The organism is Polaromonas sp. (genome assembly GCF_041689105.1).
Lineage (GTDB): Bacteria > Pseudomonadota > Gammaproteobacteria > Burkholderiales > Burkholderiaceae_C > Polaromonas.
In genome coordinates this window covers 1-25464 of record NZ_JBDNGU010000107.1, presented here as the reverse complement: position 1 = coordinate 25464, position 25464 = coordinate 1, and the positions used below count along the sequence as shown (strand labels likewise).

Below are 25464 nucleotides of genomic sequence, written 5' to 3'. Positions count from 1 at the left end.
TGCCGGACCGCAGGCGCAGCGGCCCCCTCGGGGGGCAGCGCAGTACACGAAGCGACGGGCGTGAGCGCTCTTTCCTCATCAGCCGGGGCCGCGGGACCGGCTTTGCCGGACCGCAGGCGCAGCGGCCCCCTCGGGGGGCAGGGAGCTACACGCAGTGAGCGACCGTGGGGGCCTTGTTTCCGCGTAAGCTGCCAGCGCCTGCTCGTCGAGCATGGCAACCCGGCCGAATTCCAGCGACACCAGGCCGAGCTGCTCCATGGATTTGAGGGCCCGGTTGACCGTCTGCCGCGACAGGCCGGCCAGGTGGCCGAGCTCCTCCTGCGACAGCACCAGCCGGCGCCGGCCCTGCCAGAAAACGCGGCTCAGATACAGGGCAACGCGCTGCTCGGGTGAGCGCAGGCGCCCCGCCTCGATGATGGTCATAGCCTGGCCGAGACGTCGGTTCAGGTGAGACACCAAAAAGTGGTTGAAGGGCAGACACCCGGCCAGCAACTCATCGAACTGGGCGCGTGGCAGGCACAGCAACTCGGTGTCGCGCAACGCGATCACGTCATAGCGCCGCGCCTCGGTTTTCAGCACCGAGCCCTCGCCGAACCATTCGCCATCGGGCACACCGAGAAAAGCCGATACCCGTCCTTCGGTCGACCTGCTTTGCAGCTTGACCAGGCCCGAAAGCACGGCGTACCACCCCTTGACCGGCGTGCCGGCCGCCAGCATCACGTCTCCCTTGCGGCCTGCCAGCGTCAGCGTGCGTTCCAGCAGGCTGGTGCGGCTTTCATCGGGCAAGGCTGCAAACCAGGGCTGGCTGCGAAGGAAGCGGTGGTGGGGCAGGGCGGCTTCTTCAAGGTGCATGGGCACGATTGTCCCGCAGCCGCAGGATCCGGGTTTGCATATCCCGGGTTTATACCTAGAAACTGTCGGACCGGCGACATCCCTTGCCCGACAGCCCATGCGGGGTCATAGTCAGCGCCTGCTGCAGCGTGCGGATTAAAAGGATTTTCCAGTACGAGGCGGTCGGCGCGGGCGTTACCATGGACCCACGACACTGTCGCAGAACATTGATTTTTTACCGGATAAAAAAGGAAACAAGACCATGTTGGGTTTGATGCAAAACCAGCCGCTGCTGATTTCATCGCTGATCGATTTTGCCGAGCGCCACCATGGCGACGCCGAGATTGTGTCGCGCCGCGTGGAAGGCGACATCCACCGCTACACCTACCGTGACGTGGCACGCCGCTCGCGTCAGGTGGCCGGCGCACTGGACGCGCTCAAGCTGAAGTTCAGCGACCGCGTGGCGACGCTGGCGTGGAACGGTTTCCGTCACCTCGAGCTGTATTTCGGTGTCAGCGGCTCCGGCCGCGTGCTGCACACCCTCAATCCACGCCTCCACCCCGACCTGGTGGCCTGGATTGCCAACCACGCTGAAGACCAGGTGCTGTTTTTCGACATGTCCTTCCTGCCACTGGTGCAGGCCTTCCATGCCAAGTGCACCACCATCAAGCATTACATTGCGCTGTGTGATGTGGACAAGCTGCCTGCGGACAGCGGCATCCCCAACCTGAGCAGCTACGAAGCCTGGATCGAACCGCATCCGGCCGACTACAGCTGGCCCAGCTTCGACGAAAACTCGGCGTCGAGCATGTGTTACACCAGCGGCACCACGGGCAATCCCAAGGCAGCGCTGTACAGCCACCGCTCGACCATTCTGCATGCCTATGCGGCTGCCTTGCCCGATGTGATGTGCCTGAGCGCTCGCGACTCCATCCTGCCTGTGGTGCCCATGTTCCACGTCAATGCCTGGGGCATTCCCTATTCGGCTGCACTGACCGGCGCCAAGCTGGTGTTTCCCGGGCCGGCACTGGACGGCAAGTCGATTTATGAGCTGATCGAAGCCGAGAAGGTGAGTTATGCCGCAGGCGTGCCTACGGTCTGGCAGATGATGCTAGGGCACATGAAGCCGGCTGGCTTGAAGTTCTCGACGCTCAAGCGCACCGTGATCGGTGGCTCGGCCTGCCCGCCCGCAATGATCCACGCCTTCCAGGAAGACTATGGCGTCGAGGTGCTGCACGCCTGGGGCATGACCGAGATGTCGCCACTGGGAACGCTGTGCACACTCAAAAACAAGCACCTGGGCATGTCGAAAGACGAGCAGATGAAGATCCTCCTGAAGCAGGGAAGGGCCATTTACGGCGTGGACATGAAGATCGTGGACCCCGAGGGCAAGGAGCTGGCCTGGGACGGCAAGGCCTACGGCGACCTGTATGTCAAGGGTCCGTGGATCATTGCCGAGTATTTCAAGGGCGAGGGCGGTGACCCGTTGATCGATGGCTGGTTCCCGACCGGCGACGTCGCCACCATCGATGCCGACGGCTACATGCAGATCACCGACCGCAGCAAGGACGTGATCAAGTCCGGCGGCGAATGGATCAGCTCCATCGACATCGAAAACATTGCCGTGGCGCACCCTGCCGTGGCCATGGCGGCCTGCATCGGCGTGCGGCACCCGAAGTGGGACGAGCGCCCCATCATCGCCGTGGTGAAAAAACCCGGCGCCGAGGTCACGCGCGAGGAGTTGATCAAGTTTTATGAAGGCAAGACCGCCAAATGGCAAATACCCGACGACGTGGTGTTTGTCGATGCCATTCCGCTGGGCGCCACCGGCAAGATGCTGAAAACGCGCTTGCGGGAGCAGCTGAAGGACTATCAGTTGCCTTCAACCTGAGGTGCCGTCAGCCTCGCGGCGTGCACTGCTGCAGTGCAGAACGGGGCAATCGACTGTGGCGGTACAGCTGTCGCATCGGCGATAGAAACAGGGATGCTTAGGGGCAATCCCTGATCGCTGCACTGCACAAAACTTGTACGCTCATCCAATTCCATTGTGATTACCTAGGAGACATTGATGACTTTTAAGATCAGACACCTCGCACTGGCAGCTGCTTTTGCATGCGCCGGTACCGTTTTTGCGCAGACTGCTGCGCCTGCAAAGCCAGCTGCGCCTGCGGCCAAGCCTGCGCCTGCGGCCAAAGCCGCTCCCGTGCAGGCGGCCGGCGCGCCCGTGTTCCCAGCCGGGCCGCTCACGGGTCAAACCGTCAAGCTGGTCAGGATTGATCCTTTGACCGGTTTACTAGGGCCGGTGGGCCTCGCCCAGACCAAGGGTTATCAGTTTTTCGCTGAAAAATACAGTGGTACCGGCAACCCCGCTGGCGTGAAATTTGAGTTCTCGACCATCGACAACAAGCTCAGCCCGGCAGAAAGCCTGAATGCGCTGAAGGCCGCGATCGACCAGGGCGCGCGTTACATCATCCAGGGCAACGGCTCTTCGGTCGCGTTGGCCTTGTCCGACGCAATCTCAAAACACAATGAGCGCAACCCGGGCAAAGAGGTGATCTACCTCAATGACTCGGCGGTGGACCCGGACCTGACCAACAGCAAGTGCAGCTACTGGCACTTCCGTTTTGATGCCGATACCTCGATGAAAATGGAAGCGATGTCCAGCTTCATGGCTGGCCAGCCAGACATCAAGAAGGTTTATTTTCTGAACCAGAATTATTCGCACGGCCATCAGGTTGTGAAGTTCGGCAAGGAAGCGCTGGCGCGCAAGCGCCCTGACATCCAGGTCGTCGGAGAAGATCTGCACCCCCTGGCTCAAACGCGCGACTTCGCCCCATACATCGCCAAGATCAAGGCATCCGGCGCCGACACGGTGATCACAGGCAACTGGGGTTCCGACCTGTCCCTGCTGATCAAGGCCGCCAACGAGAATGGCTACAACGGCAAGTTCTTCACCTACTACGCTGGCGTCACCGGTACACCAACGGCCCTGGGGCAAAACGGCGCCGGACGCGTCTATCAGATCGCCTACAACCACTACAACATGGGTGGGCAGATGGGCAAGTGGATGCAGGAGTTCAACGCCAAGTACAACGACGACTTCTACACTGGCTCGACCATCCGCATCTATGAAATGCTGGGTGCGGCCATGGCCAAGGCCAAATCCACCGATCCGGTGAAGGTCGCTGCTGCCATGGAAGGCCTGCGTGTGCAGAGCTTCAACGGCGAGGTGGAGATGCGCAAGACCGATCACCAGTTGCAGCAGCCGCTGTACATGTCGGTCTGGCAGAAAGCCGATGCGAAGAGCCCCTACAGCCCCGAGAAGACTGGCATGACGCTGGCGATGGTCAAGGAATATCCGAACTACGTGTCCAGCACGCCGACCAGCTGCCAGATGAAGCGTCCATAAATTCCGACGCCTGAAGACAGAGCCCGAGCGGGTTGCCGTATCGGGCTCTTTTATTTTCATTGATCAGGAAGGTCTAGAGGAATGGAGTTTTTCATCATTTCGATGCTAAACGGCTTGAGCTACGGGCTTTTGCTGTTCATGCTCAGTTCCGGGCTGACGCTGATTTTCAGTATGATGGGCGTACTGAACTTCGCGCACGCCAGTTTTTACATGCTGGGCGCCTACGTGGGTTATACAGTTTCCCAGTTTGTTGGCTTTTGGGCCGCGCTGCTGATTGCGCCGCTGGTGGTTGGCGGGCTGGGAGCCCTGTTTGAACGTGTCAGCTTGCGCAAGGTGCACAAGTTTGGCCATGTCCCCGAGTTGCTGATTACCTTCGGGCTGTCCTACGTGATTGTGGAGCTGGTCCAGCTCATCTGGGGCCGCATTGCGGTAGAGTTCCGTCCGCCCGAAATCCTTCAGGGACCGGCGTTCACGCTGATCAACGATTCGATCAAGGGCTTGAGCCTGATCTGGGGTACCGCGCCTGCCGAACTTTGCAGTACGGCCGATGCCGCCGTCCGTATTGTCTGCTCCCCGTTTCCTGCCACGCGCGGCTTCATGATGCTGGTGGCCGTGGTGATGCTGGCCTCCGTCTGGCTGCTGTTGACGCGCACCCGCATTGGCCTGGTTATTCAGGCCGCGTTGACACACCCCGAGGCGGTCGAGTCGCTGGGACACAATGTACCGCGCGTCTTCATGCTGGTGTTCGGCGCTGGCTCAGCGCTGGCTGGGCTGGCCGGCGTGATAGGCGGCAGCACCTTTCTCACGGAGCCGGCCATGGCTGCTACCGTGGGCTCTGTGATTTTTGTGGTGGTGGTGGTCGGCGGCATGGGCTCACTGTCGGGAGCCTTTGTGGCCTCCATTCTCATCGGCGTCATACAGACCTTTGCCGTGGCGTTTGACTATTCGCTCGCCACCCTGGCCGAGCAAATCGGGCTGCCGTTGGGTGATTCCCTCGCCAACAATTCCTATATCAAGCTGACACTGTCTCAGGTGGCACCTATTCTTCCTTACCTTTTCCTTGTACTCATCCTGATCTTCAGGCCTCGCGGCCTGCTTGGAAAGCGGGAGGGTTGACGCATGAAGGACCATTACCAATTCAAGCCTTTCAACGTAGGCCGCTGGGTGATCTGGGGCCTGTTCGCCATCGTGCTTGTGGTGGCGCCCATGATGTTTACAAGTGGCTTGGCCAGGACCGTGTTGTCACAAATGGGCATCGCCATCATTGCCTGCCTGTCCTACAACATACTGCTGGGGCAGGGGGGCATGCTCAGTTTCGGGCATGCGGTCTACACCGGCCTGGGTTCTTTCCTCGCCATTCATGCGCTCAACAACATCAGCAGCGGCGCGCTGGCGTTGCCGGTGTCGCTTGTGCCGCTGGTGGGAGGACTTGCGGGGGTAGGCTTCGCCGTGCTGTTCGGTTACGTGACGACACGCAAAGCGGGCACCACCTTTGCCATGATTACGCTCGGCTTGGGCGAGCTTGTCTTTGCGTTGTCGCTGATGATTCCCGAATTTTTTGGCGGCGAAGGTGGGGTTTCCGGCAATCGGGTGACCGGCAAGGCAGTGATGGGCATCACCTTCGGTCCCCAGGTCCAGGTGTATTACCTGATCGCGGTCTATACCTTTGTGGCCGTGGCCGCCATGTTCGCTTTTACCCGCACGCCGCTGGGGCGTATGCTCAATGCGGTTCGGGACAATCCCGAACGTGTAGAGTTTGTGGGTTATGACACGCAGAAAGTGCGCTACTTCGCGTTTATCATCGCCGGCTTTTTTGCGGGCATTTCGGGTGGGCTGGGCGCGCTTAGTTTCGAAATCGTCACCGCAGAGGTGGTCGGGGCAGCGCGATCAGGCGCGTATCTGTTGTTTACCTTTCTCGGCGGCGCCACCTTCTTCTTCGGCCCCATCATCGGCGGCGTTCTGATGGTGCTGGCGTTTGTACTCCTGTCCGAATTCACCAACGCCTGGCTGCTTTACCTCGGCCTGATTTTCCTGCTGATGGTGATGTATGCGCCCGGCGGCATCGCCAGCCTGATCATGATGAACCTGCGTGTTGCTGCTTTTGGCAGGCTCAGGCAGCTGTGGGTCAGTTATCTGGCCATGTCAGTGACAATGCTGGTTCTGTTGGCGGGCGCCGGCGCGATGATTGAAATGGTCTATCACCTGCAGCTCAACACCACACTGGGTTCGGAACTTCGGTTCCTGGGTGTCTTGCTGGACGTCAAGGGCATCAACAGCTGGTTCGGCGCTGCGTTTGTGATGCTGACCGGACTCGGTCTGTTTGAGGTCACGCGCCGCCAGTTCCTGATCCAGTGGGGTGAGATCCAGGAATACATTGAAAAAGAAATCAAGCGCAGGGAGGCCTTGTCATGACCTACGCACTTGAACTGAGAGATTTGCGCAAGAGCTTCGGCAAGACAGAAATCATCCGCGGCATCAGCCTGGCCGTGAACGCCGGTGAACGTATTGGCATCATCGGGCCCAACGGCGCTGGCAAGTCCACGCTGTTCAACCTGATGAGCGGGCGCTTTGAACCCAGCAGCGGCGAGATGCTGCTGGGCGGTCAACGCATCAACGGAAAAAAGCCGTTTGAAATCAACCGGATGGGCCTGTCGCGCAGCTTTCAAATCACCAATATCTTCCCAAAGCTCAGTGTGTTCGAAAACCTGCGCTGCGGCGTGCTCTGGAGTCTTGGCTACAAATACACCTTCCTGAAATTTCTGGCCGATCTGGACGACGCCAATGATCGCGCAGACGAGCTCCTGAAGATGATCAAGCTCGACAGAAAACGTGACGTGCTGGCGATCAACCTGACCTATGCGGAGCAACGCGCGCTGGAAATCGGTATCACGATCGCCGGGGGCGCTGGCGTGATCCTGCTCGATGAGCCGACGGCCGGCATGAGCCGCAGCGAAACCAGCCGCTTCATCAACCTGATCAAGGAAGTAACCGTGGGCAAAACCCTGCTAACGGTGGAGCACGACATGGGCGTGGTGTTTGGCCTTGCCGACAGGATTGCCGTGGTGGTCTACGGCGAAGTGCTCGCGTTCGATACGCCAGACGCCGTGCGCGCCAATCCGCGCGTGCAGGAGGCCTATCTCGGTTCCCACGTCGCCGACGCCCAAGCTGGGAGCCATTGAACATGACCCCCACGCTCGCCACTTCGTGTACTTCGCTGCCCCCAGAGGGGGCTAAAGGCTGCCTAGGGGCGGCCCGTCGGAGCCTTTCATGCTGAAAATTCAAAATCTTCATGCCTATTACGGCAAAAGCCATGTACTGCATGGCGTGCAATTTGACGTGCAGCCCGGCGAAATCGTGGCCCTTCTGGGGCGAAACGGCTCCGGCCGTTCCACCACCGCCAAGGCGATCATGGGCCTGGTCGATTGCCAGGGCGACATTCAGTGGAAGGGCAAACCCATCACAGGCCGCAAGGCCTACGAGGTCGCCCATATGGGCATTGGTTACGTGCCCGAGAACCGTGACATCTTTCCGACGCTCACCGTGCACCAGAACCTGATGCTGGGCCAAAAAGGCAAGGGCAAGGGCAGCCGCTGGTCGTTTGAAGACATGTACCAGATGTTCCCGCGACTGCGGGAGCGCCAGCACAACGAGGCCGGTGTCTTGTCAGGTGGCGAACAGCAGATGTTGACCCTGTGCCGTGCGCTGATGGGCGACCCGGACCTGATCATCATCGACGAGCCGACCGAAGGCCTCGCACCCAAAATTGTCGAACTGGTGGGCCAGTACCTGCAGACGCTCAAAGCCAAAGGCATTTCAGTGCTGCTGATCGAGCAGAAGTTGACCATTGCCATGGCTATCTCGGATCGGGCGCTGGTCATGGGTCACGGCAGCATCGTCTTCCAGGGCACGCCCGACAGCCTGCGGGCCGATGCCTACATCCGCAAGGAGTGGCTGGAGGTGTGACCGGTTTGCGGGCACGGCTTGTCACGGCTGGGACAAAGTCAGGCGTGCCCAGGGTTGCAGTGCAACATAAGCGCTCTACAATGCAGAAAAGAACGGTCGTACTATTTTGATTGCCGTCCCGTTTGATCCATCCTGATTCCGGCCGCGCATGCACCGGGGCAACGCAACAAAGGAAAAGCAATGACAGCGAAATACGAAGTCCACGGCAGTGTGGCGGTGATCACGCTCGACAATCCGCCGGTCAATGGCCTGGGCCATGCCACGCGCCTGGGCATCACGGATGGGCTGCAAAAGGCCCATGCAGATTCTGCAATCAAGTCCATTGTGCTGACCGGCGCAGGCAAGGCTTTCTCCGGCGGCGCGGACATCAAGGAATTCGGCACCCCGAAAGCGCTGGCCGAACCCAATTTGCTGAGCGTCATCCTCGCGGTAGAAAACTCTTTAAAGCCTGTGGTGGCGGCCGTGCACTCGGTGTGCATGGGTGGTGGGCTGGAGCTGGCCCTGGGCTGCCATTACCGCATCGCGGCGCCGGGCACCAGCGTGGCACTGCCTGAAGTCAAGCTGGGCCTGATTCCCGGCGCCGGCGGCACGCAGCGTCTGCCGCGTGCCATCGGTGTGGAGCCGGCACTGAACATGATTGTCAGTGGCGAGCCGGTCAAGAGCGAGCTGCTGGCCCAGATCCCCGGCCAGAAACTGTTTGACAAAATGGCAGCGTCCGCCGAGTCGCTGGCCCAAGAAGCGCTGGCCTTCGCGCAGTCCATCGCCGACACCCGGCCCCTGCCGCTGGTCCGCAATCTGCCTTGCAAACATCCGAACGGCGATGCTTACTTCCAGTTTGCGCGCAACATGGTCAAGGGCATGGCCAAAAACTTCCCGGCGCCGGGCAAGTGTGTGGACGCGGTGGAAGCTGCAACGAAGAAAAAATTCGAAGAGGGCATGGCCTTTGAGCGCGAGATTTTCACCGCCCTGATGTTCACGCCGGAAAGCCGTGCCCTGCGCCACATCTTCGTGGCTGAGCGCGCCGCTTCCAAAATTCCGGACGTGCCGGAAGACACGCCCAAGCGCGAGATCAAGTCGGTGGCCGTCATCGGTGCCGGCACGATGGGCGGCGGCATTGCCATGAATTTCCTCAACGCCGGTGTTCCGGTGAAGATGCTGGAGATGAAGCAGGAAGCGCTGGACAAGGGTCTTGGCATCATCCGCAAGAACTACGAGTCGCAGGTCAAACGCGGCAAGCTCAAGCAGGACAAATACGACCAGCGCATGAGCCTGCTGACCACCACCCTGAGCTACGACGACCTCAATGACGCCGACATGGTGATTGAAGCCGTGTTCGAGGAAATGGGCGTCAAGGAAAAAGTCTTCAAGGAACTCGACCGCGTGATGAAACCCGGCGCCATTCTCGCGTCCAACACCTCCACGCTGGACGTTAACAAGATCGCCGCTTTTACCAAGCGCCCGCAAGACGTGGTCGGCATGCATTTCTTCAGCCCGGCCAATGTGATGAAGCTGCTCGAAGTGATCCGCGGTGAAAAAACCGCCAAGGACGTGCTGGCCACCGTGATGGCTACAGCCAAGAAGATCAGGAAAACCGCCGTGGTTTCCGGCGTGTGCGACGGCTTCATCGGCAACCGCATGATCGAGCAGTACGGCCGCCAAGGCGGCTTTCTGCTGGACGAGGGCTGCACGCCCGCGCAGGTCGACAAGGCGATGGAGAAGTTCGGCATGGCCATGGGCCCGTTCCGCATGGGCGACCTGGCCGGCAACGACATCGGCTGGGCCATCCGCAAGCGCCGATACACCGAAAAGCCAGGCATGAAGTACAGCAAAACTGCAGATCTGCTGTGCGAAAAAGGTCGCTTTGGACAAAAGACCGGTGCCGGATGGTATGACTATGTGCCCGGCAAGCGCGACGCCGTTCCCAATGCCGAGGTGGTCAAGATGATTGAAGACCATCGCGCTGCCCAGGGCATCACGCCGCGCAAGATTTCCGACGACGAAATCGTTCAGCGCCTGGTGTATGCACTGGTCAACGAAGCCGCCCGCATTCTGGAGGAGGGCATTGCGTCCAAGGCCAGCGACATCGACATGGTCTATTTGATGGGCTACGGTTTCCCGATTTATCGTGGCGGCCCCACGCTGTACGCTGACCAGATCGGTTTGTTCAATGTGGTACAGAGCATGAATCGTTTTGCAGAAAACCCTCTTGATGATGCGAACTTCTGGAAGCCGGCGCCCCTGCTGGCCAAGCTGGCTGCCGAAGGCAAGACGTTCAATTAATACCGACTACCGGAGATTTCCATGACTTCAGCTGTAATCGTTTCCACCGCCCGTACCCCTCTGGCCAAAAGCTGGAAGGGCTCCTTCAACATGACCCACGGCGCGACCCTGGGTGGCCACGCGGTCGAACACGCGATCAAGCGCGCCGGCATCGAGGCCGGTGAGGTTGATGACGTCATCATGGGCTGCGCCAACCCCGAAGGCGCGACCGGCGCCAACATTGCGCGCCAGATCGCCTTGCGCGCGGGTTGCCCCATCACCGTGTCCGGCGTCACCGTCAACCGTTTCTGCTCGTCGGGTCTGCAAACCATTGCCCTGGCCGCCCAGCGCGTGATCGCCGGCGAAGCTGACATTTACGTGGCCGGTGGTGTCGAGAGCATCTCCTGCGTGCAGCAGGAAATGAACACCCATATGCTGGCCGATTCCTGGCTGGTCAAGAACAAGCCCGAGATTTACTGGAACATGCTGCAGACCGCCGAGCAGGTCGCCAAGCGTTACGGCGTGACACGCGAACAGATGGACGAATACGGTGCGGCCAGCCAGCAAAAAGCGACGGCCGCGCTGGCCGCCGGACTATTCGAGGCCGAGATTGCGCCCATCACCGTCACCATGGGTGTGGCCGATGCGGTCATGGGCCTGACCACCAAGGAAGTCACGGTCAGCAAGGACGAGGGCATTCGCGAAGGCACCACCAAGGAAGGCATCAGCGGCATCAAGCCAGCCGTCCCCGGCGGCGTGATCACGGCCGGCAATGCCAGCCAGTTCTCTGACGGCGGTGGCGCGGTGGTGGTGATGGACGAAAAAGTGGCCGAGAAAAAAGGCCTCCAGCCGCTGGGCCGTTTCCTCGGGTTTGCCGTGGCCGGCTGCGAGCCCGACGAGATGGGCATTGGCCCGGTCTATGCCATCCCCAAGGTGCTGGCACGCCTGGGCCTGAAGGTCAGCGACATCGACTTGTGGGAGCTCAACGAAGCGTTTGCGGTACAGGTCATTTATTGCCGCGACAAGCTGGGCATCCCCATGGACAGCCTCAACGTCAACGGTGGCGCGATTGCCGTGGGTCACCCCTACGGCGTCAGCGGCCAGCGCCTGACCGGCCACGCCCTGATTGAAGGCAAGCGCCGCGGTGCCAAACGTGTCTGCGTGACCATGTGCATTGGCGGCGGCATGGGGGCAGCGGGTATTTTCGAAGTCCTCTGACTTGTCATCCCGGGCTCGACCCGGGATCCATGTTGCATTGACCAGCGACTACCGGGCTCGTGTGGCATGAATTGCGGGTCAGGTCCGCAATGACGAACCCCCGAGGAGTTTTTTGATGAGCCTTCGTCCCACCCTGGATTTCCTGCTTTATCAATGGCTGGGCGCTGAGTCGCTGAACCAGCGTGAACGTTTTTCCGACCATTCACGCGAAACCTTTGACGCGGTATTCGACACCTGCGAGCGCATCGCGCGCGAAAAGTACGCGCCGTTCAACCGTCTCGTCGATACGCAGGAGCCGCATTTTGACGGCGAAAAAGTCATCCTGCCGCAAGCCACGCATGACGCGCACAAGGCCTACGCCGGCTCGGGCATGCTCAGCGCCGCGCAGGACTATGACGAAGGCGGCATGCAACTGCCCTACACCATCGAGGCGGCGGCCAATTGTTTCTTTGCGATGGCCTCGGTCAGCATGGGGTCCAGCCTGCTGACCAAAGGCAATGCCAATTTGCTGTTGGTCCATGGCACCGAGGCACAGAAACAAGTCTTTGCGCGCAATGAGTTTTCCGGGCGTTTTTCCGGCACCATGTGTTTGTCCGAGCCGCAGGCCGGCTCGTCGCTGAGCGACATCACAACCCGCGCTGTCCCCGATGGCGAAGACTTTGAAGCCGACGCATTGGGCCCGCGGTACCGGGTCAAGGGCAACAAGATGTGGATATCGGCCGGTGAACACGAGCTGACCGAAAACATCATCCATCTGGTGCTGGCGAAGATCCCCGGGCCGGACGGCAAACTGATACCGGGCACACGCGGCATTTCGCTTTTTATCGTGCCGAAGTGGCTGGTGAACGTGGAGAACCCTCACCCCGACCCTCTCCCGGGGGGCGAGGGTGAGAACGGCAGCGTGAAGGTCACGCTGGGTGCCAGGAATGATGTAGCGCTGGCCGGGCTGAACCACAAGCTGGGCTGGCGCGGTACCACCAACACGCTGCTCAACTTCGGCGAGGGTAAGTACCCTGTCGATGGACAGGCGGGCGCTGTGGGTTACCTGGTCGGCAAGCCGCATGAGGGCCTGCGCTGCATGTTCCACATGATGAACGAAGCACGTATTGGTGTGGGTACCGCGGCGGTCATGCTCGGCATGGCGGGTTACTACGCCTCACTGGACTACGCGAAGAACCGTCCCCAAGGCCGGCCTATGGGGCCAGGCGGCAAGGATGCGGCCCAGCCGCAGATCCGCATCATTGAACACGCCGACGTCAAACGCATGTTACTCGCGCAAAAAGCTTATTGCGAAGGTGCGCTGGCGTTGGAGCTGTACTGCGCGCGCCTGGTCGATGAGCAGCACACCGCCGCAGCCGAGGCGGCCGACGACGCCCGCCTGCTGCTGGAGGTGCTGACGCCCATTGCCAAAAGCTGGCCCAGCGAGTGGTGCCTGGAGGCCAACTCACTGGCGATCCAGATCCACGGCGGCTACGGCTATACGCGCGACTTCCCGGTCGAGCAGTACTGGCGCGACAACCGCCTCAACATGATCCATGAAGGCACGCACGGCATCCAGGCGACTGACCTGCTGGGCCGCAAAGTGCTCATGGAAGACGGCAAGGGCCTGCAACTGCTGGCCGCGCGCATCAATGCCACAACAGCGCGCGCCGGCCAGGTGCCCGAACTCGCGACGCACGCCAAGGCGCTGGACCAGGCGCTGCAGCAGGTTGTCGCCACCACCCAGGCGGCCTGGGCCACCGGCAACCCCCAGGATGCGCTGGCCAACGCTGTGCCCTATATGCAGGGTTTCGGCCACATGGTGCTGGCCTGGATCTGGCTCGACGTGGCGCTCGCGGCGCTGCAGGTCGACGCTACAAAATCCATAGCTGTTACCGCAGGTAAGCTGGGGGCTGTGCGCTACTTTTATCATTACGAATTGCCCAAAATAGACGCCTGGCTGCAGGTGGTCGCCAACCGTGACCCCACCTGCGCCGAACTGCCGGAGGACGCTTTCTAAATGGGTTTTTTCAAGGAGTCGGGCAGCACCACACCGAGCAAGACGATTGCGCGGTTGCAGCAGCTGATCTGGGTCCTGATCTACGGCGGCTTGCTCACGCTGGTGCTGGGTCTGTCGGTGCAGCGCAGTAACGATGCATTCGGCTGGTCCATGGTGGTGGGTGGTGGCGTCGTCGCCGTCATTGGCTTCGCCTTGATTTACGTCCGCTCGCGCCTGACCGCCGGGGACTGAACGGCTGGCCTCGCCGCGATGAAGCCCCACCTTCTGATTGGTACGCCATGTTACGGCGGCAACCTGAGCGTCAACTATTTCCACGCCATGCGGCGCCTGTTACCGCTGCTGGAGAAGCAGGGCATCGCGGTCTCCATCAAGACACTGGCGCAGGAAAGCCTGGTCAGCCGCGCGCGCAAGGCTGCAATTTGCCACCCACATGCGCGACGAAGACTGGCCGCAGGACAAGGACCGCGCCACCCCGGACATCGACAACGGGTTTGTCAAAGTCAGCAAGGCCGCGACCGGCATGATGCTGATTCAGCGCCAGGTGTTTGAGCGCCTGCAAACCGCGTACCCGGACCTGCAGTACAGCAACGACGTGGCTGGTTACGACAACAGCTTCACGCGGGGCAATTTCTGGACTTTTTTTGAAACCATGGTGCACCCCGTCAGCCGGCGTTACCTCAGCGAAGACTACGCGTTTTGCCATCGCTGGACCCAGGGCTGTCAGGGCGAGATCTGGCTGGACATTCAAAGCCGCATCAGTCACTTTGGCAACGTCGCGTTTTCCGGCAGTTTCCTGGAGAGTGCAGGCTGAAAATCCGGGCGTTCCAGGCCAGTCGCCATCAAGACAGCCGGACTTGAACGCGCAGTCCATCTTGTGTTTTACTAGGTCCTTCAGGGCGCTGCACCATGTGTCTGGCTGAAGCGGCGGCATATGTAAAAAATCCGCCTACGCATCATGCCCGTGACTGACCCCAGCACCCAAACCCTTCCAGCCCTTCAAGGAATCCATCCATGACCCGTACCGTCCAGCAATTGTTTGATCTCACCGGCAAAACTGCGCTGGTCACCGGCGGCTCGCGCGGCCTGGGCCTGCAGCTGGCACAAGCCCTCGGTGAAGCCGGTGCGAAGATCATGCTGAGCTCGCGCAAGGCCGAAGACCTGGAAGAATCGGCCGCCACGCTCAAGGCTGCCGGCATTGCCGTTGACTGGATCGCCGCCGACTGCGCCAAAGAGGCCGACATCCGCAGCCTGGCCGACGAAACCATCAAGCGTTTTGGCCATGTGGACATCCTGGTCAACAACGCAGGCGCGGCCTGGGGCGCGCCTGCTGAAGACCACCCGGTCGAAGCATGGGACAAGGTCATGAACCTGAACATCCGCGGCTACTTCATCCTGAGCCAGCACATTGCCAAACACAGCATGATTGCGCGCAGCTCCGGCCGCATCATCAACGTTGCGTCCATCGCGGGCCTGGGCGGCAACCCGCCCGAGATGACCACCGTGGCCTACAACACCTCCAAGGGTGCGGTCATCAACTTCACCCGCGCACTCGGTTGCGAATGGGGCAAGTACAACATCACCGTCAACGCCATCTGCCCGGGCTTTTTTCCCAGCAGGATGACCGTCGGCACGCTCAAGGCCCTGGGTGAGGAAAAACTCGCCGCTCACGCGCCGCTGAAACGCCTGGGCGATGACGAAGACCTGAAAGGCCTGTGTGTGTTGTACGCGTCGGACGCCGGCAAACACATCACGGCGCAGTGGCTGGCGGTAGACGGCGGCGTTTCCGCCGTCACCGGAGGCTGAATATGTTGCCCCCACGTTCGCTTGCTGCGCGTAGCTCTCTGCCCCCCGGGGGGGCGCTGCGCCTGCGGCCCGGCAAAGCCGGTTCCGCGGCCCCGGCTGGTGAAGAGGGATCCCCCACGCTTGTCGCTTCCCGTACTGCGCTGCCCCTGCGAGCCGGCGGAGCCGGACCCGCGGCTCCTGCTTGAAAGAAGGAAAAATGCCTATGAGCTTCGGCGTCGAAATTCCCTTTGTCCATCACCTCGGTTTCGAGCTCGTGCTGTTCGAAGGTGGGGCATCGCAGATCGACTACACGCCGCTGCCAGAACACCTGAACTCGTTTCATGTGACACATGGTGGCGCGCTCATGACCTTGCAGGACGTGGTCATGGCCACCGCCGCACGCAGCGTGCAGCAGGACATGGGTGTTGTGACCATCGAGATGAAAACCAGTTTCATGCGGCCTGCGCCCGGCGATGGCAGCAAGCTCAGCGCCAAGGGCCGGTTGATTCATCGCACTGCAACCATGGCCTTCACCGAAGGGTCGGTTTATGACAACCAGGGCCGCATCTGCTGCCACGCCACCGGCACCTTCAAATATGTCAAGCGCCTGGCCATCGGCCCCAAAGGCGTGAACCCGCTGCAATCCGTCATTTCAACGGACTAGAAAAAAGAAACAGTTCTATAGGAAAAATCGTGCTTTAGCCCTTATCCCACGGGCGCAAGCAGCTCTTAAATTCATAGCATTCCCAGGAGACTCTCATGCCAGCCAACCAGCAAATCCTTCTCGACAACCGCCCCACCGGCGAAGCCGTCGCCAGCAACTTCAAGCTCGTCAACAGCGACACGCCGCCGCTGCAGGACGGCCAGGTGCTGGTGCGCCACCATTTCATGAGCCTGGACCCCTACATGCGCGGCCGCATGAACGACGCCAAGAGTTATGCCCAGCCACAAGCCCTGGGCGAGGTCATGGGCGGCGGCACCGCCGGCGAGGTGGTCGAGTCGAAGAATCCCAAGTTCGCCGTGGGCGACAAGGTCGTCGGCATGGGCGGGTGGCAGCAATACAGTGTGGTTGATGCGACCCAGCCGGGTGCGCTGCGCAAGGTGGACACCACCCATGTACCGCTGTCACACTACCTGGGCGCGGTCGGCATGCCGGGCGTGACCGCCTGGTACGGCCTGGTCAAGATCATTGAGCCCAAAGCCGGCCAGACCGTGGTGGTCAGCGCTGCCACCGGCGCGGTGGGCAGCGCTTTTGGCGCGCTGGCCAAGGCGCGTGGTTGCCGCGCGGTCGGTATTGCTGGCGGTCCGGATAAATGCAAATACGCGGTCGACGAACTCGGTTTTGATGTCTGCATCGACTACCGGTTGCACAAGGACGCCGCCTCGCTGTCGAAGGCGCTCAAGGAGGCCTGTCCGGACGGCATTGACGGCTACTTCGAAAACGTCGGCGGCATGATCCTGGACGCTGTGCTCACGCGCATGAACGCTTTCGGTCGCATCGCCCTGTGCGGCATGATCGCCGGCTACGACGGTCAGCCACTGCCCATGAGTTACCCACAGCTGATTCTGACCAACCGCCTGAAAATCCAGGGGTTCATCGTCAGCGAACACATGGAAATCTGGCCTGAGGCGCTGACAGAGCTTGGCACGATGGTCGGAACCGGCAAGCTCAAGCCACGCGAGACCATGGCGCAAGGCATTGCGGCGGCTCCCGAGGCTTTCCTGGGGCTTCTCAAGGGAAAAAACTTCGGCAAGCAACTTGTAAAACTTCTTTAAGGCTGTTCACCCGCGGGATGCCATGACCACCACGCACGAAGTAACCAACCAGCCCGAGCCGCTGGTGAACTACAACCTGTTCGAGACTAACCGCGGGCTGCGTGACGCGCTCAAGCTCAATGCGCCGGCGCTGGATACGACGGCCCTGGCTCAACTGGGCGCCAGACTGGGCAGCGCGGAGATGCAAACCCATGCGCGCCTGGCCAACGTCCACACGCCCGTGCTGCACAGCCATGACCGCTTCGGCCGGCGTGTCGACCAGGTGGAGTTTCACCCCAGCTATCACGAGCTGATGAAGCTTTCCATCAGCGCTGGTTTGCATGGGGCGCCGTGGGGAAGCCCTCACCCTAACCCTCTCCCGGAAGGAGAGGGAATTAAGACGGCAAGCGTGGGGGCCCATACCCTGCGCGCCGCAGGCTTCATGCTTTTCACCGAGCTGGAGCCCTCTACGCTGTGTCCGATTTCGATGACTTACGCGGTGACGCCGGCGCTGCGCAGCAACGCAGCCATCCATGCCGACTGGACGCCCAAACTCACCAGCCGAAGCTACGACCCGGCACTCAAGCTGTTTTCCGAAAAGCCTGGCGTGACCATGGGCATGGGCATGACCGAAAAGCAGGGGGGCTCCGACGTGCGCGCCAACACGACGCGGGCCGCCGCCGATGGTAGCGACCGCTGGGGCCAGCGCTTCAGGCTGACCGGCCACAAATGGTTTTTCTCGGCGCCCATGTGTGACGCCTTTCTGGTGCTGGCACAGGCGCCTGCGGGGCTGAGCTGCTTTTTCCTGCCGCGCGTGTTGCCTGACGGCAGTCTCAACGCCATCCGCATCCAGCGACTCAAGGACAAACTCGGCAACAAGGCCAACGCGAGCTCCGAGGTCGAGTTCGACATGGCCAGCGCCTGGCTGGTCGGCGACGAAGGCCGCGGCATCCCGCAGATCCTGGAGATGGGCACCATGACGCGGCTGGACTGCGCGTTGGGCACCAGCGGGCTGATGCGCCAGGCGCTGTCCATGGCGCTGAACCACTGCGCCCAGCGCAGCGCTTTCGGCAAGCCGCTGATGACCCAGCCGCTGATGCGCAACGTGCTCGCCGACCTGGCGCTGGAGTCCGAAGCGGCCACCGCGCTGTCGCTCCGTCTGGCGCGCGCCTTTGACAAGCAAACCGATGCACATGAGCAGGCCATGGCTCGGCTGCTGACGCCGGTCGCCAAGTTCTGGATCTGTAAACGCGGCAGCCACTTTGCGCAGGAGGCCATGGAATGCCTGGGCGGCAATGGCTACGTGGAGGAGGGCGGCGAAGGCATCATGGCCCGCATCTACCGCGAGATGCCGCTCAATTCGATCTGGGAAGGCGCCGGCAACATCATGGCGCTGGACCTGTTGCGCGCGCTGCGCAAGGCCGACGCTGCCGCCGCTCTGGCACACGAACTGGCGCCTGCCAAAGGTGCCCACCCGGCGCTGGACCGGCTGGCCGCTGCATTGCCCACACGTGTGGAGGACATGGCCACCGAAATCGAAGCACGGCGTCTGGCCCAGGACGTTGCGCTGGCGGTGCAGGCTGCGCTGCTGCATCAAAGTGCCCCCGCTGCCGTGTTTGACGCCTTCTGTGATTCACGCCTGGCCGGCAACTGGGGCCAGGCTTTCGGCACACTGGGCCGTGGTCTGGACCTTGACGCGCTGATCCAGCGCGCCATGCCGCAATGAATTTTTTTCTTTTCATTGCGGACCTGATCCGCAATCCACCCCCGGCACACCGTCATGGATCCCGGGTCAAGCCCGGGATGACGGTCAATTGGAGTTCCCATGGTCGACTTGATTCTTCACCACTACCCAACCTCGCCGTTCTCGGAAAAAATCCGCCTGATTCTTGGCTACAAGCAGTTGGCCTGGAAGTCGGTGGTCATCCCCAGCATCATGCCCAAGCCCGACGTGGTCGCATTGACGGGGGGTTACCGCAAGACGCCGTTCCTGCAGGTCGGGGCCGACATTTACTGCGACAGCGCTCTGATCTGCGACGTGCTTGAGCATCTGCAGCCTGCGCCATCTATTTACCCGGAACCCGGCAAGGGCCTGGCACGCACGCTGGTGCAGTGGGCCGATGGCACCTTATTCTGGGCGGCCATGGCACATAACCTCAGCCCCAAGGGCGCGGCCCACATGTTTGCCGGTGCGCCGCCCGAAGCAGCCAAAGCCTTCAGCGAGGACCGCAAGGCCATGACTGGCAGCATGACGCGGCTGCGCCCGGCCGACGCTGCGGCAGCCTACAAGTCCTACCTGCGGCGCCTCTCGGACATGCTCGACGAGCAACCCTTTTTGATGGGCCAGGTGCCCTGCATCGCCGACTTTTCCGCTTACCACCCACTGTGGTTCACGCGCGTGCGCACGCCGGTGTTGGCCGACATCCTGCAACTCACGCCGGCCGTGCTCGACTGGATGGACCGCATGAATGCCATCGGCCAGGGCAACATGGAAAAGTTCGATGGAACGCGTGCCATCGCTGCAGCAGCGGCTGCGGAACCCACGGCGGTCGGCCATGGCCTGCTGACGGACAGCACCTTCCAGGACGAACACGGCATTGCGCTGGGCAGCCACGTCAGCATCACGGCCGAGAGTTTTGGCCCCGAGCCGACCGAGGGCGAACTGATGGCCGCCACCCGCACGCACTACACCTTGAGCCGCACCGATGAGAAAGCCGGCAAGGTGCATGTGCATTTCCCGCGCATCGGTTACGCACTGAAAGCCGTCGCACCGGCATGAGCGGGCTGGACTGGCGGGCGCTGCCCTTTGATGCCCTGACTGCCCGTGATCTGTATGCGATCCTGCAGTTGCGCACCGAGGTGTTTGTGATTGAGCAGGACTGCGCCTTCCAGGACATGGACGGCGCAGACCACGCGGCCGTGCACCTTAGGGGTACGGCGAACGGCGAACTGCTGGCCTATGCGCGCTGCTTTCCGCCTGGTGTGAAGTTTGCCGAGGCCAGCATAGGGCGGGTCATCACCCGGCAGGCCGCACGCGGCCGGGGGATAGGCCACGAATTGGTGCGCCAGGCGATGGGCTGCGTGTTTCAGCGCTGGGGTCCGCAGCCCCTACGGATCGGCGCGCAGGCGCGCCTGGACAAGTTTTACCAGCAGCACGGATTTTCAAAGCAGGGCGAGCCGTATATCGAAGACGGCCAGCCCCATGTCGAGATGCTGCGACCTCTTTCATTTCAGGAGCAACCATGATCAGTGATTTCAAGGGAAAAACAGCGGTTCTGACTGGCGCGGGCTCGGGCTTCGGCCTGGAGTGCGCGCGCATAGGTGCCCGATTGGGCATGAACCTGGTGCTGGCCGATGTGCAGCAGGACGCGCTCGACAAAGCCGTGACGGAAATCAGTTCGACCGGCGCGCAGGTCTTGCCGTTTCGGCTGGACGTGTCCAAGGCCGCCGAAGTGGAAGCGTTAGGCGCTGCGGTGTTTGCCCGTTTTGGCGCGCCGCATTTTGTGTTCAACAACGCCGGCGTGGGGGCAGGCGGCCTGATCTGGGAAAACACGCTCAAAGACTGGGAATGGGTCATTGGCGTGAACCTCATGGGCGTCGCCCACGGCGTGCGCGTGTTCACGCCCATGATGCTGGAAGCTGCAAAAAAAGATCCCGCCTGGCAGGGCCATATCGTCAACACCGCCAGCATGGCCGGGCTGCTCAACGCACCCAACATGGGTATTTACAACGTCAGCAAACACGCGGTGGTCAGCATGAGCGAGACGCTGTACCAGGACCTGGCTCTGGTCACCGACCAGATCAGCGCGTCGGTGTTGTGCCCCTTCTTTGTGCCCACAGGTATCAGCCAAAGCCAGCGCAACCGGCCCGACGACTTGCCAGCCGCGAAGCCGACCAAAAGTCAGTTGATCGGCCAGGCCATGAGCGACAAAGCGGTGGGCTCGGGCAAGGTGACTGCCGCCGATGTGGCGCAAAAAGTGTTTGACGCGGTGGCGGCCAACCAGTTCTACATCTACAGCCATCCCAAAGCGATTGGCTCGGTTCAGGCCCGGCTGGAAGACATCATGCAGGCGCGCAACCCGACCAACCCGTTTGCGCACAAGCCTGAAATCGGTGAAGAACTGAAGAAGGCGCTTCGCGCCGCCTGATCGGCTTCACGCCTCGCACACGCTAAGCCGGGCAGCTCAGGCTCAGCGCCTGCAGGGTCTTGCCGCTTTGCGGTTCAAACACCACGAGGTTGATCTGGCGTTCGTGGCCAGGCGTCGCCGCAATGCTGCGAAAACCAAGTTTTTGGGGCGTCGCGTCGCTGCTTTTGTAGTCACCGGCCTGGGTGTATTGGCGCACGACAAAGTCATGCTTCAAAAATTCACCAGCGTTTTCTCCGGCCTTGACCTTCGAGTTGTGTCCGTGTTCGGTCACTGTCCAATAAGCGCCCCACGCAGGCGCTGCACCGCCTGCGGCCATGGGCGTGACCGTGGCTTCAAACTGGTCGTCGCCCAGGCGCTTGAGTGTGATGTGGGCACGCGCCGCGTCGCTGGTGCCGAGGATGCGGGATGAGGCGTTGCCCCATTGCGGCCAGTCGCGCCCGTTGACGACCGCCTGCGGCGTGTAGATGTTGCGCAGGCGGTTGTTGCCCGCTACCTCGCGCTGGCGGCTGGTGTGGGCGGGTGCGGCAAACCGGTCCACCCATCCGATGTAGTCCCAGTAACCAACGTGAAAGGCTTGCACCACGACATTTTTCCCCTTGAATGTCGAGGCCCATTTGTCGGCAGGCGGGCAAGAGCTGCAACCCTCGGAGGTGTAGAGCTCCAGCACGGGTGTGATTTGCGGCCCGGAGCTGGCCGTACACTGGTTTTGCATGCCAAATGTGGCCGTAGCCCACGTCAGCAAAGCGCAGGCAACGATGGTTTTAGTAGCAAATTCAGGGATGGATTCAAGAGCTGGACTTTTCATATCCGGGACCTTTCAAACGCTGGTTCCGGTTAGTCGCGCAGCCCGCGCAGTTCTTACGCCCCGTCCTTCCGCGCGGTCACAGGCCGCAGGAAGTCATTCAGGAGGTGCTTAAGGCAAGAGCTTCGTATCGGAGTGCACCACGGGTCTGCTAACGACCCCATCGCGGCGCTCAAGCCGGTCTTCCAGCTCACCAATATAGGCCGCCAGCGTGTTACCGGACTGCTCGACTTTTGCGCTGATCGCCTGCTGGTTTTGGGCAAGCCGTTCCGCTATCACAGTGGCGTGAGCGGCTTCGCGCTGCTGGGCGGCCACCGACTGGGCCTCGAGGTAAGTTCGCAGCTCGGTGAAACGCGAAGCCTCGGCCTTGTCGGCCAGTTCACGCTGGGCGTGCAGTTCGCGTGCCGTCTGGCGGGTTTCGATCAGATGCGCGCTCTGTATGTACAGCGTGGTGGCCAAAAACACCAGCAACACCACCACCAGCAGCAGCAGCATGACCATGCCGAGAGGTACCTGCACCGTGGTAAATCCCAGGCTCAGCAGGGTGGGGCGGGTGAATTCGTCGAGGTTCAGCGCGGCAAACCCGGCCATCAGAACGATCGCCACAATCAACACAATGGTTCGGATTCGCATGCTCGGGACTCCCAGATAGTGAAGTGAATATTATCCGACGCTGCGGCCCTGCCTGTCTGTAGGAAAGAAGCCTGACTCCGCACCGCCAACGGGCGACTCAGCCCGGACCGCTGCCTTCTGCGCGGCGCGCGGGTGAAGATTCGTCCATGGCATCGGCTGCTTCTTCGTTCAGGGCCGTACCGGCCTTTTTCGGCCGGGTCAGCGGCGCCGGCGTCCAGCGGCCACCATGCATCAGGTTGATGCCGCTCTGGATGTCGCCAGCCAGTTGCAACTGCAGGCGCTCGGCGTCGCGGCGGCGGATGTCATCGGCAATTTCGGCCACCTCCACGTCGGGCACGCCGAGCTGGCGCAGCGCTGCACTGCTGAAAGCCAGCGCGGATTCCAGTGTTTCGCGCAACTGGTAGTCCACGCCACTGCGGATCAGCTCGATGGCGTGCTGGCGGTCATAGGCACGGGCCAGCACCGGCGTCAAGGGAAACTCGTGCTTGACCAGCTCGACGATGCGGGTCGTGGCTTCTTTTTTGTCGACACACACGAGGATGGCTCGCGCGTGCGAGGCGCCGCTGGCATGCAACACGTCCATGCGGGTGCCGTCGCCGTAATAAACCTTGAAGCCGAAGCGCGCCGCGCTGCGGATCATGTCGGTGTCGCTTTCGATGATGGCGATGTCCATGCCACGCGCCAACAGCGACTGGCTGGCGATCTGGCCGAAGCGGCCGAAGCCGATGATCAGCACGCTGCCTTTGATCTCACGCGCTTCCTCGACACTTTCGATGCCGTCCATGTCGGGCTCGGGACCGGCCGGAGTGACCCATCGCAGCGCAAACACCGCCAGCGGCGTCAGCGCCATCGAGATGATGATGACCGCCGTCAGTACCGCATTGACGCTGCTCTCCACAATGCCAGCCGCCGTAGCCGCCGAATACAGCACAAAGGCAAACTCGCCGCCCTGGGCCATCAGCGCCGTGCGCTGCAGCGCGTCGCCGTGGCTGGATTTCGTTACACGCGCCACTGCATAGATGCCAAACCCCTTGAACACCATGTACGCCAGCACGCCGCCCAGGATCAGAGGCCAGTCGGCCAGTACCAGCGGGAGATCCAGCGACATGCCCACGCCCATAAAAAACAGGCCGAGCAAAATGCCGCGGAAAGGCTCGATGTCGGCTTCGAGCTGATGCCGGAAGGTGGATTCGGACAACATCACACCGGCGGCAAACGCGCCCATGGCCATCGACAAGCCGCCCCACTGCATGGCCAGCGCCGAGCCCAGCACCACCAGCAGGGCGGCAGCCGTCATGACCTCGCGCGCGTGGGCCTTGGCCAGAACGCGAAACAGCGGGTTGAGCAGCCAGCGGCTGACCGCCACCAGGCCAATGATGGCGGCCAACCCCGCGCCTAGGGTGACCCAGCGCGAGACACCTTCACTGGTGCTTGGTGCCATGAAAGCCACAATGGCCAGCAGCGGAACGATGGCCAGGTCTTCCAGCAGCAGGATGGAGACCATGCGCTGCCCGCGCGGCGTGGAGGTGTCGCCGCGCTCGTCGAGAAGCTGCATCACGATGGCGGTGGACGAGAGCACAAACCCCATGGCCGCGATAAAGGCCACGGCCAGCTTGAGCCCTGCGGCCATACCCAGCAAGGTCAGCAGGGTGCCGGAGACTGTGACCTGCATCAGGCCCAGGCCAAAAATCTGGCGGCGCAGCTTCCACAGCCGGCTCGGCTGCATCTCCAGCCCGATCACGAACAAAAACATCACCACACCAAGTTCGGCCACATGCAGGATGGTGCCGGCTTCGCTGAAAAAACCCAGGCCAAAGGGGCCAATGGCCAGGCCGGCGGCCAGGTAACCCAGCACGGAGCCCAGGCCCAGCCGCTTGAACAGAGGCACCGCCAGCACGCCGGCGCCGAGCAAAACCACCACCTTGACCAGCTCACTGCCTTGTTCGACTGCCATGGATGTCCTGAGTGCTGCTTTTTGGAAAAGGCAGGGGGAAGGGAGTGAACATGGTAGCGGACTTTGCCGGCCTCGGCACTGCGCCGCATGTGGCAAACTCGCCCCCTTTCTTCCCGTGTTCTTGTAAAAATACATGCAAAAAATCATTCGACAGATCGCCGCTGAAATCAGGGTTCAGGAGCACCAGGTCAAGACAGCGGTCGAGCTGCTTGATGGCGGCGCCACCGTGCCTTTTATCGCGCGTTACCGCAAGGAGGTCACCGGCGGGCTCGACGACATCCAGCTGCGCGAACTGGAGTTTCGCCTTGGCTACCTGCGCGAGCTTCAGGAGCGGCGCGAGTCGGTGCTCAAAAGCATTGAGGAGCAGGGCAAGCTGACGCCCGGGTTGCGCGCCGCCATTGAAGCTGCGCCGACCAAGCAGGAGCTGGAGGACCTGTATCTCCCCTTCAAGCAGAAGCGCCGCACCAAGGGGCAGATGGCGCGCGAGGCGGGTATTGAACCGCTGGCTGACAAACTGTTTGCCAACCCGGCGCTGGTGCCTGTCGAGGAAGCCCTGGCCTTTGTCAAAGCCGAAAAAATGGAAAGTGGCGACGACTTCACGACGGTGCAGGCCGTGCTTGACGGCGTGCGCGATATTTTGAGCGAGCGCTGGGCCGAGGACGCCGCGCTGCTGCAGTTGTTGCGCCAGTGGCTGTGGAACGAAGGGTTGCT

At 61.6% G+C, this 25464-nt stretch carries 23 protein-coding genes; 19 read left to right on the top strand and 4 right to left on the bottom strand.

Going from position 1 to position 25464, the window contains the following annotated elements; translation table 11 throughout:
- Positions 1-78: 78 nt before the first annotated feature.
- Positions 79-852 (bottom strand): Crp/Fnr family transcriptional regulator, encoded by a 774-nt coding sequence (locus ACESMT_RS11580; protein WP_372826746.1) that lies wholly within the window; start codon positions 850-852, stop codon positions 79-81.
- Between the two features lie 241 nt (positions 853-1093).
- Between ACESMT_RS11580 and ACESMT_RS11575 the strand changes: the two genes are divergently transcribed.
- From ACESMT_RS11575 to ACESMT_RS11490, 18 genes are all read left to right on the top strand, one after another.
- Positions 1094-2722, top strand: coding sequence for a 3-(methylthio)propionyl-CoA ligase (locus ACESMT_RS11575; RefSeq protein ID WP_372826745.1), 1629 nt, complete (start codon positions 1094-1096; stop codon positions 2720-2722).
- 177 nt (positions 2723-2899) lie between these two features.
- Complete coding sequence (locus ACESMT_RS11570; protein WP_372826744.1) at positions 2900-4240, top strand: branched-chain amino acid ABC transporter substrate-binding protein; 1341 nt, start codon at positions 2900-2902, stop codon at positions 4238-4240.
- An 81-nt stretch (positions 4241-4321) separates the two neighbouring features.
- Positions 4322-5356 (top strand): branched-chain amino acid ABC transporter permease, encoded by a 1035-nt coding sequence (locus tag ACESMT_RS11565; protein WP_372826743.1) that lies wholly within the window; start codon positions 4322-4324, stop codon positions 5354-5356.
- A gap of 3 nt (positions 5357-5359) precedes the next feature.
- On the top strand, positions 5360-6652 hold the full coding sequence (locus tag ACESMT_RS11560) for a branched-chain amino acid ABC transporter permease (protein ID WP_372826742.1): 1293 nt from the start codon (positions 5360-5362) through the stop codon (positions 6650-6652).
- A complete protein-coding gene (locus ACESMT_RS11555; protein WP_372826741.1) occupies positions 6649-7419 on the top strand; it encodes an ABC transporter ATP-binding protein in 771 nt (256 codons plus the stop codon). The genes ACESMT_RS11560 and ACESMT_RS11555 overlap by 4 nt, the downstream gene beginning before the upstream one ends.
- An 88-nt stretch (positions 7420-7507) precedes the next feature.
- Complete coding sequence (locus tag ACESMT_RS11550; protein ID WP_372826740.1) at positions 7508-8203, top strand: ABC transporter ATP-binding protein; 696 nt, start codon at positions 7508-7510, stop codon at positions 8201-8203.
- Between the two features lie 180 nt (positions 8204-8383).
- Positions 8384-10483, top strand: coding sequence for a 3-hydroxyacyl-CoA dehydrogenase NAD-binding domain-containing protein (locus ACESMT_RS11545; protein ID WP_372826739.1), 2100 nt, complete (start codon positions 8384-8386; stop codon positions 10481-10483).
- Between the two features lie 21 nt (positions 10484-10504).
- The gene (locus ACESMT_RS11540; protein WP_372826738.1) at positions 10505-11680 is read left to right on the top strand and encodes an acetyl-CoA C-acyltransferase; all 1176 of its coding nucleotides are present in this window, start codon (positions 10505-10507) and stop codon (positions 11678-11680) included.
- 115 nt (positions 11681-11795) lie between these two features.
- Positions 11796-13679 carry an acyl-CoA dehydrogenase gene (locus tag ACESMT_RS11535; RefSeq protein WP_372826737.1) on the top strand — a complete coding sequence of 628 codons (1884 nt, stop codon included), beginning with the start codon at positions 11796-11798 and terminating at the stop codon, positions 13677-13679.
- Positions 13680-13910 carry a hypothetical protein gene (locus tag ACESMT_RS11530; RefSeq protein ID WP_372826736.1) on the top strand — a complete coding sequence of 77 codons (231 nt, stop codon included), beginning with the start codon at positions 13680-13682 and terminating at the stop codon, positions 13908-13910.
- Between the two features lie 199 nt (positions 13911-14109).
- Positions 14110-14490, top strand: a complete 381-nt coding sequence (locus ACESMT_RS11525) for a hypothetical protein (RefSeq protein ID WP_372826735.1) — start codon at positions 14110-14112, stop codon at positions 14488-14490.
- 200 nt (positions 14491-14690) lie between these two features.
- Positions 14691-15482: an SDR family oxidoreductase gene (locus tag ACESMT_RS11520; protein ID WP_372826734.1), complete on the top strand. Its 792-nt coding sequence runs from the start codon at positions 14691-14693 to the stop codon at positions 15480-15482.
- Between the two features lie 202 nt (positions 15483-15684).
- Positions 15685-16125, top strand: a complete 441-nt coding sequence (locus ACESMT_RS11515) for a PaaI family thioesterase (protein WP_372826733.1) — start codon at positions 15685-15687, stop codon at positions 16123-16125.
- A 95-nt stretch (positions 16126-16220) separates the two neighbouring features.
- The gene (locus tag ACESMT_RS11510) at positions 16221-17237 is read left to right on the top strand and encodes an NADP-dependent oxidoreductase (RefSeq protein WP_372826731.1); all 1017 of its coding nucleotides are present in this window, start codon (positions 16221-16223) and stop codon (positions 17235-17237) included.
- A gap of 22 nt (positions 17238-17259) precedes the next feature.
- Entirely contained in the window at positions 17260-18942 is a 1683-nt protein-coding gene (locus ACESMT_RS11505) for an isovaleryl-CoA dehydrogenase (RefSeq protein ID WP_372826730.1), read from the top strand.
- A 99-nt stretch (positions 18943-19041) separates the two neighbouring features.
- Entirely contained in the window at positions 19042-19995 is a 954-nt protein-coding gene (locus ACESMT_RS11500) for a glutathione S-transferase family protein (protein WP_372826729.1), read from the top strand.
- On the top strand, positions 19992-20462 hold the full coding sequence (locus tag ACESMT_RS11495; RefSeq protein ID WP_372826728.1) for a GNAT family N-acetyltransferase: 471 nt from the start codon (positions 19992-19994) through the stop codon (positions 20460-20462). The genes ACESMT_RS11500 and ACESMT_RS11495 overlap by 4 nt, the downstream gene beginning before the upstream one ends.
- Positions 20459-21364, top strand: a complete 906-nt coding sequence (locus ACESMT_RS11490) for an SDR family oxidoreductase (RefSeq protein WP_372826727.1) — start codon at positions 20459-20461, stop codon at positions 21362-21364. The genes ACESMT_RS11495 and ACESMT_RS11490 overlap by 4 nt, the downstream gene beginning before the upstream one ends.
- A gap of 22 nt (positions 21365-21386) precedes the next feature.
- On the opposite strand, the gene ACESMT_RS11485 is transcribed toward ACESMT_RS11490, so the two are convergent.
- The 3 genes from ACESMT_RS11485 to ACESMT_RS11475 form a co-directional block, all read right to left on the bottom strand.
- Positions 21387-22169, bottom strand: a complete 783-nt coding sequence (locus ACESMT_RS11485; RefSeq protein ID WP_372826726.1) for a DUF1223 domain-containing protein — start codon at positions 22167-22169, stop codon at positions 21387-21389.
- A gap of 108 nt (positions 22170-22277) precedes the next feature.
- Positions 22278-22799: a hypothetical protein gene (locus ACESMT_RS11480; RefSeq protein ID WP_372826725.1), complete on the bottom strand. Its 522-nt coding sequence runs from the start codon at positions 22797-22799 to the stop codon at positions 22278-22280.
- Between the two features lie 97 nt (positions 22800-22896).
- On the bottom strand, positions 22897-24753 hold the full coding sequence (locus ACESMT_RS11475) for a monovalent cation:proton antiporter-2 (CPA2) family protein (RefSeq protein ID WP_372826724.1): 1857 nt from the start codon (positions 24751-24753) through the stop codon (positions 22897-22899).
- A gap of 133 nt (positions 24754-24886) precedes the next feature.
- Here ACESMT_RS11475 and ACESMT_RS11470 point away from each other — a divergent pair.
- A partial coding sequence (locus ACESMT_RS11470; RefSeq protein ID WP_372826723.1) for a Tex-like N-terminal domain-containing protein occupies positions 24887-25464 on the top strand: 578 nt, incomplete at its 3' end.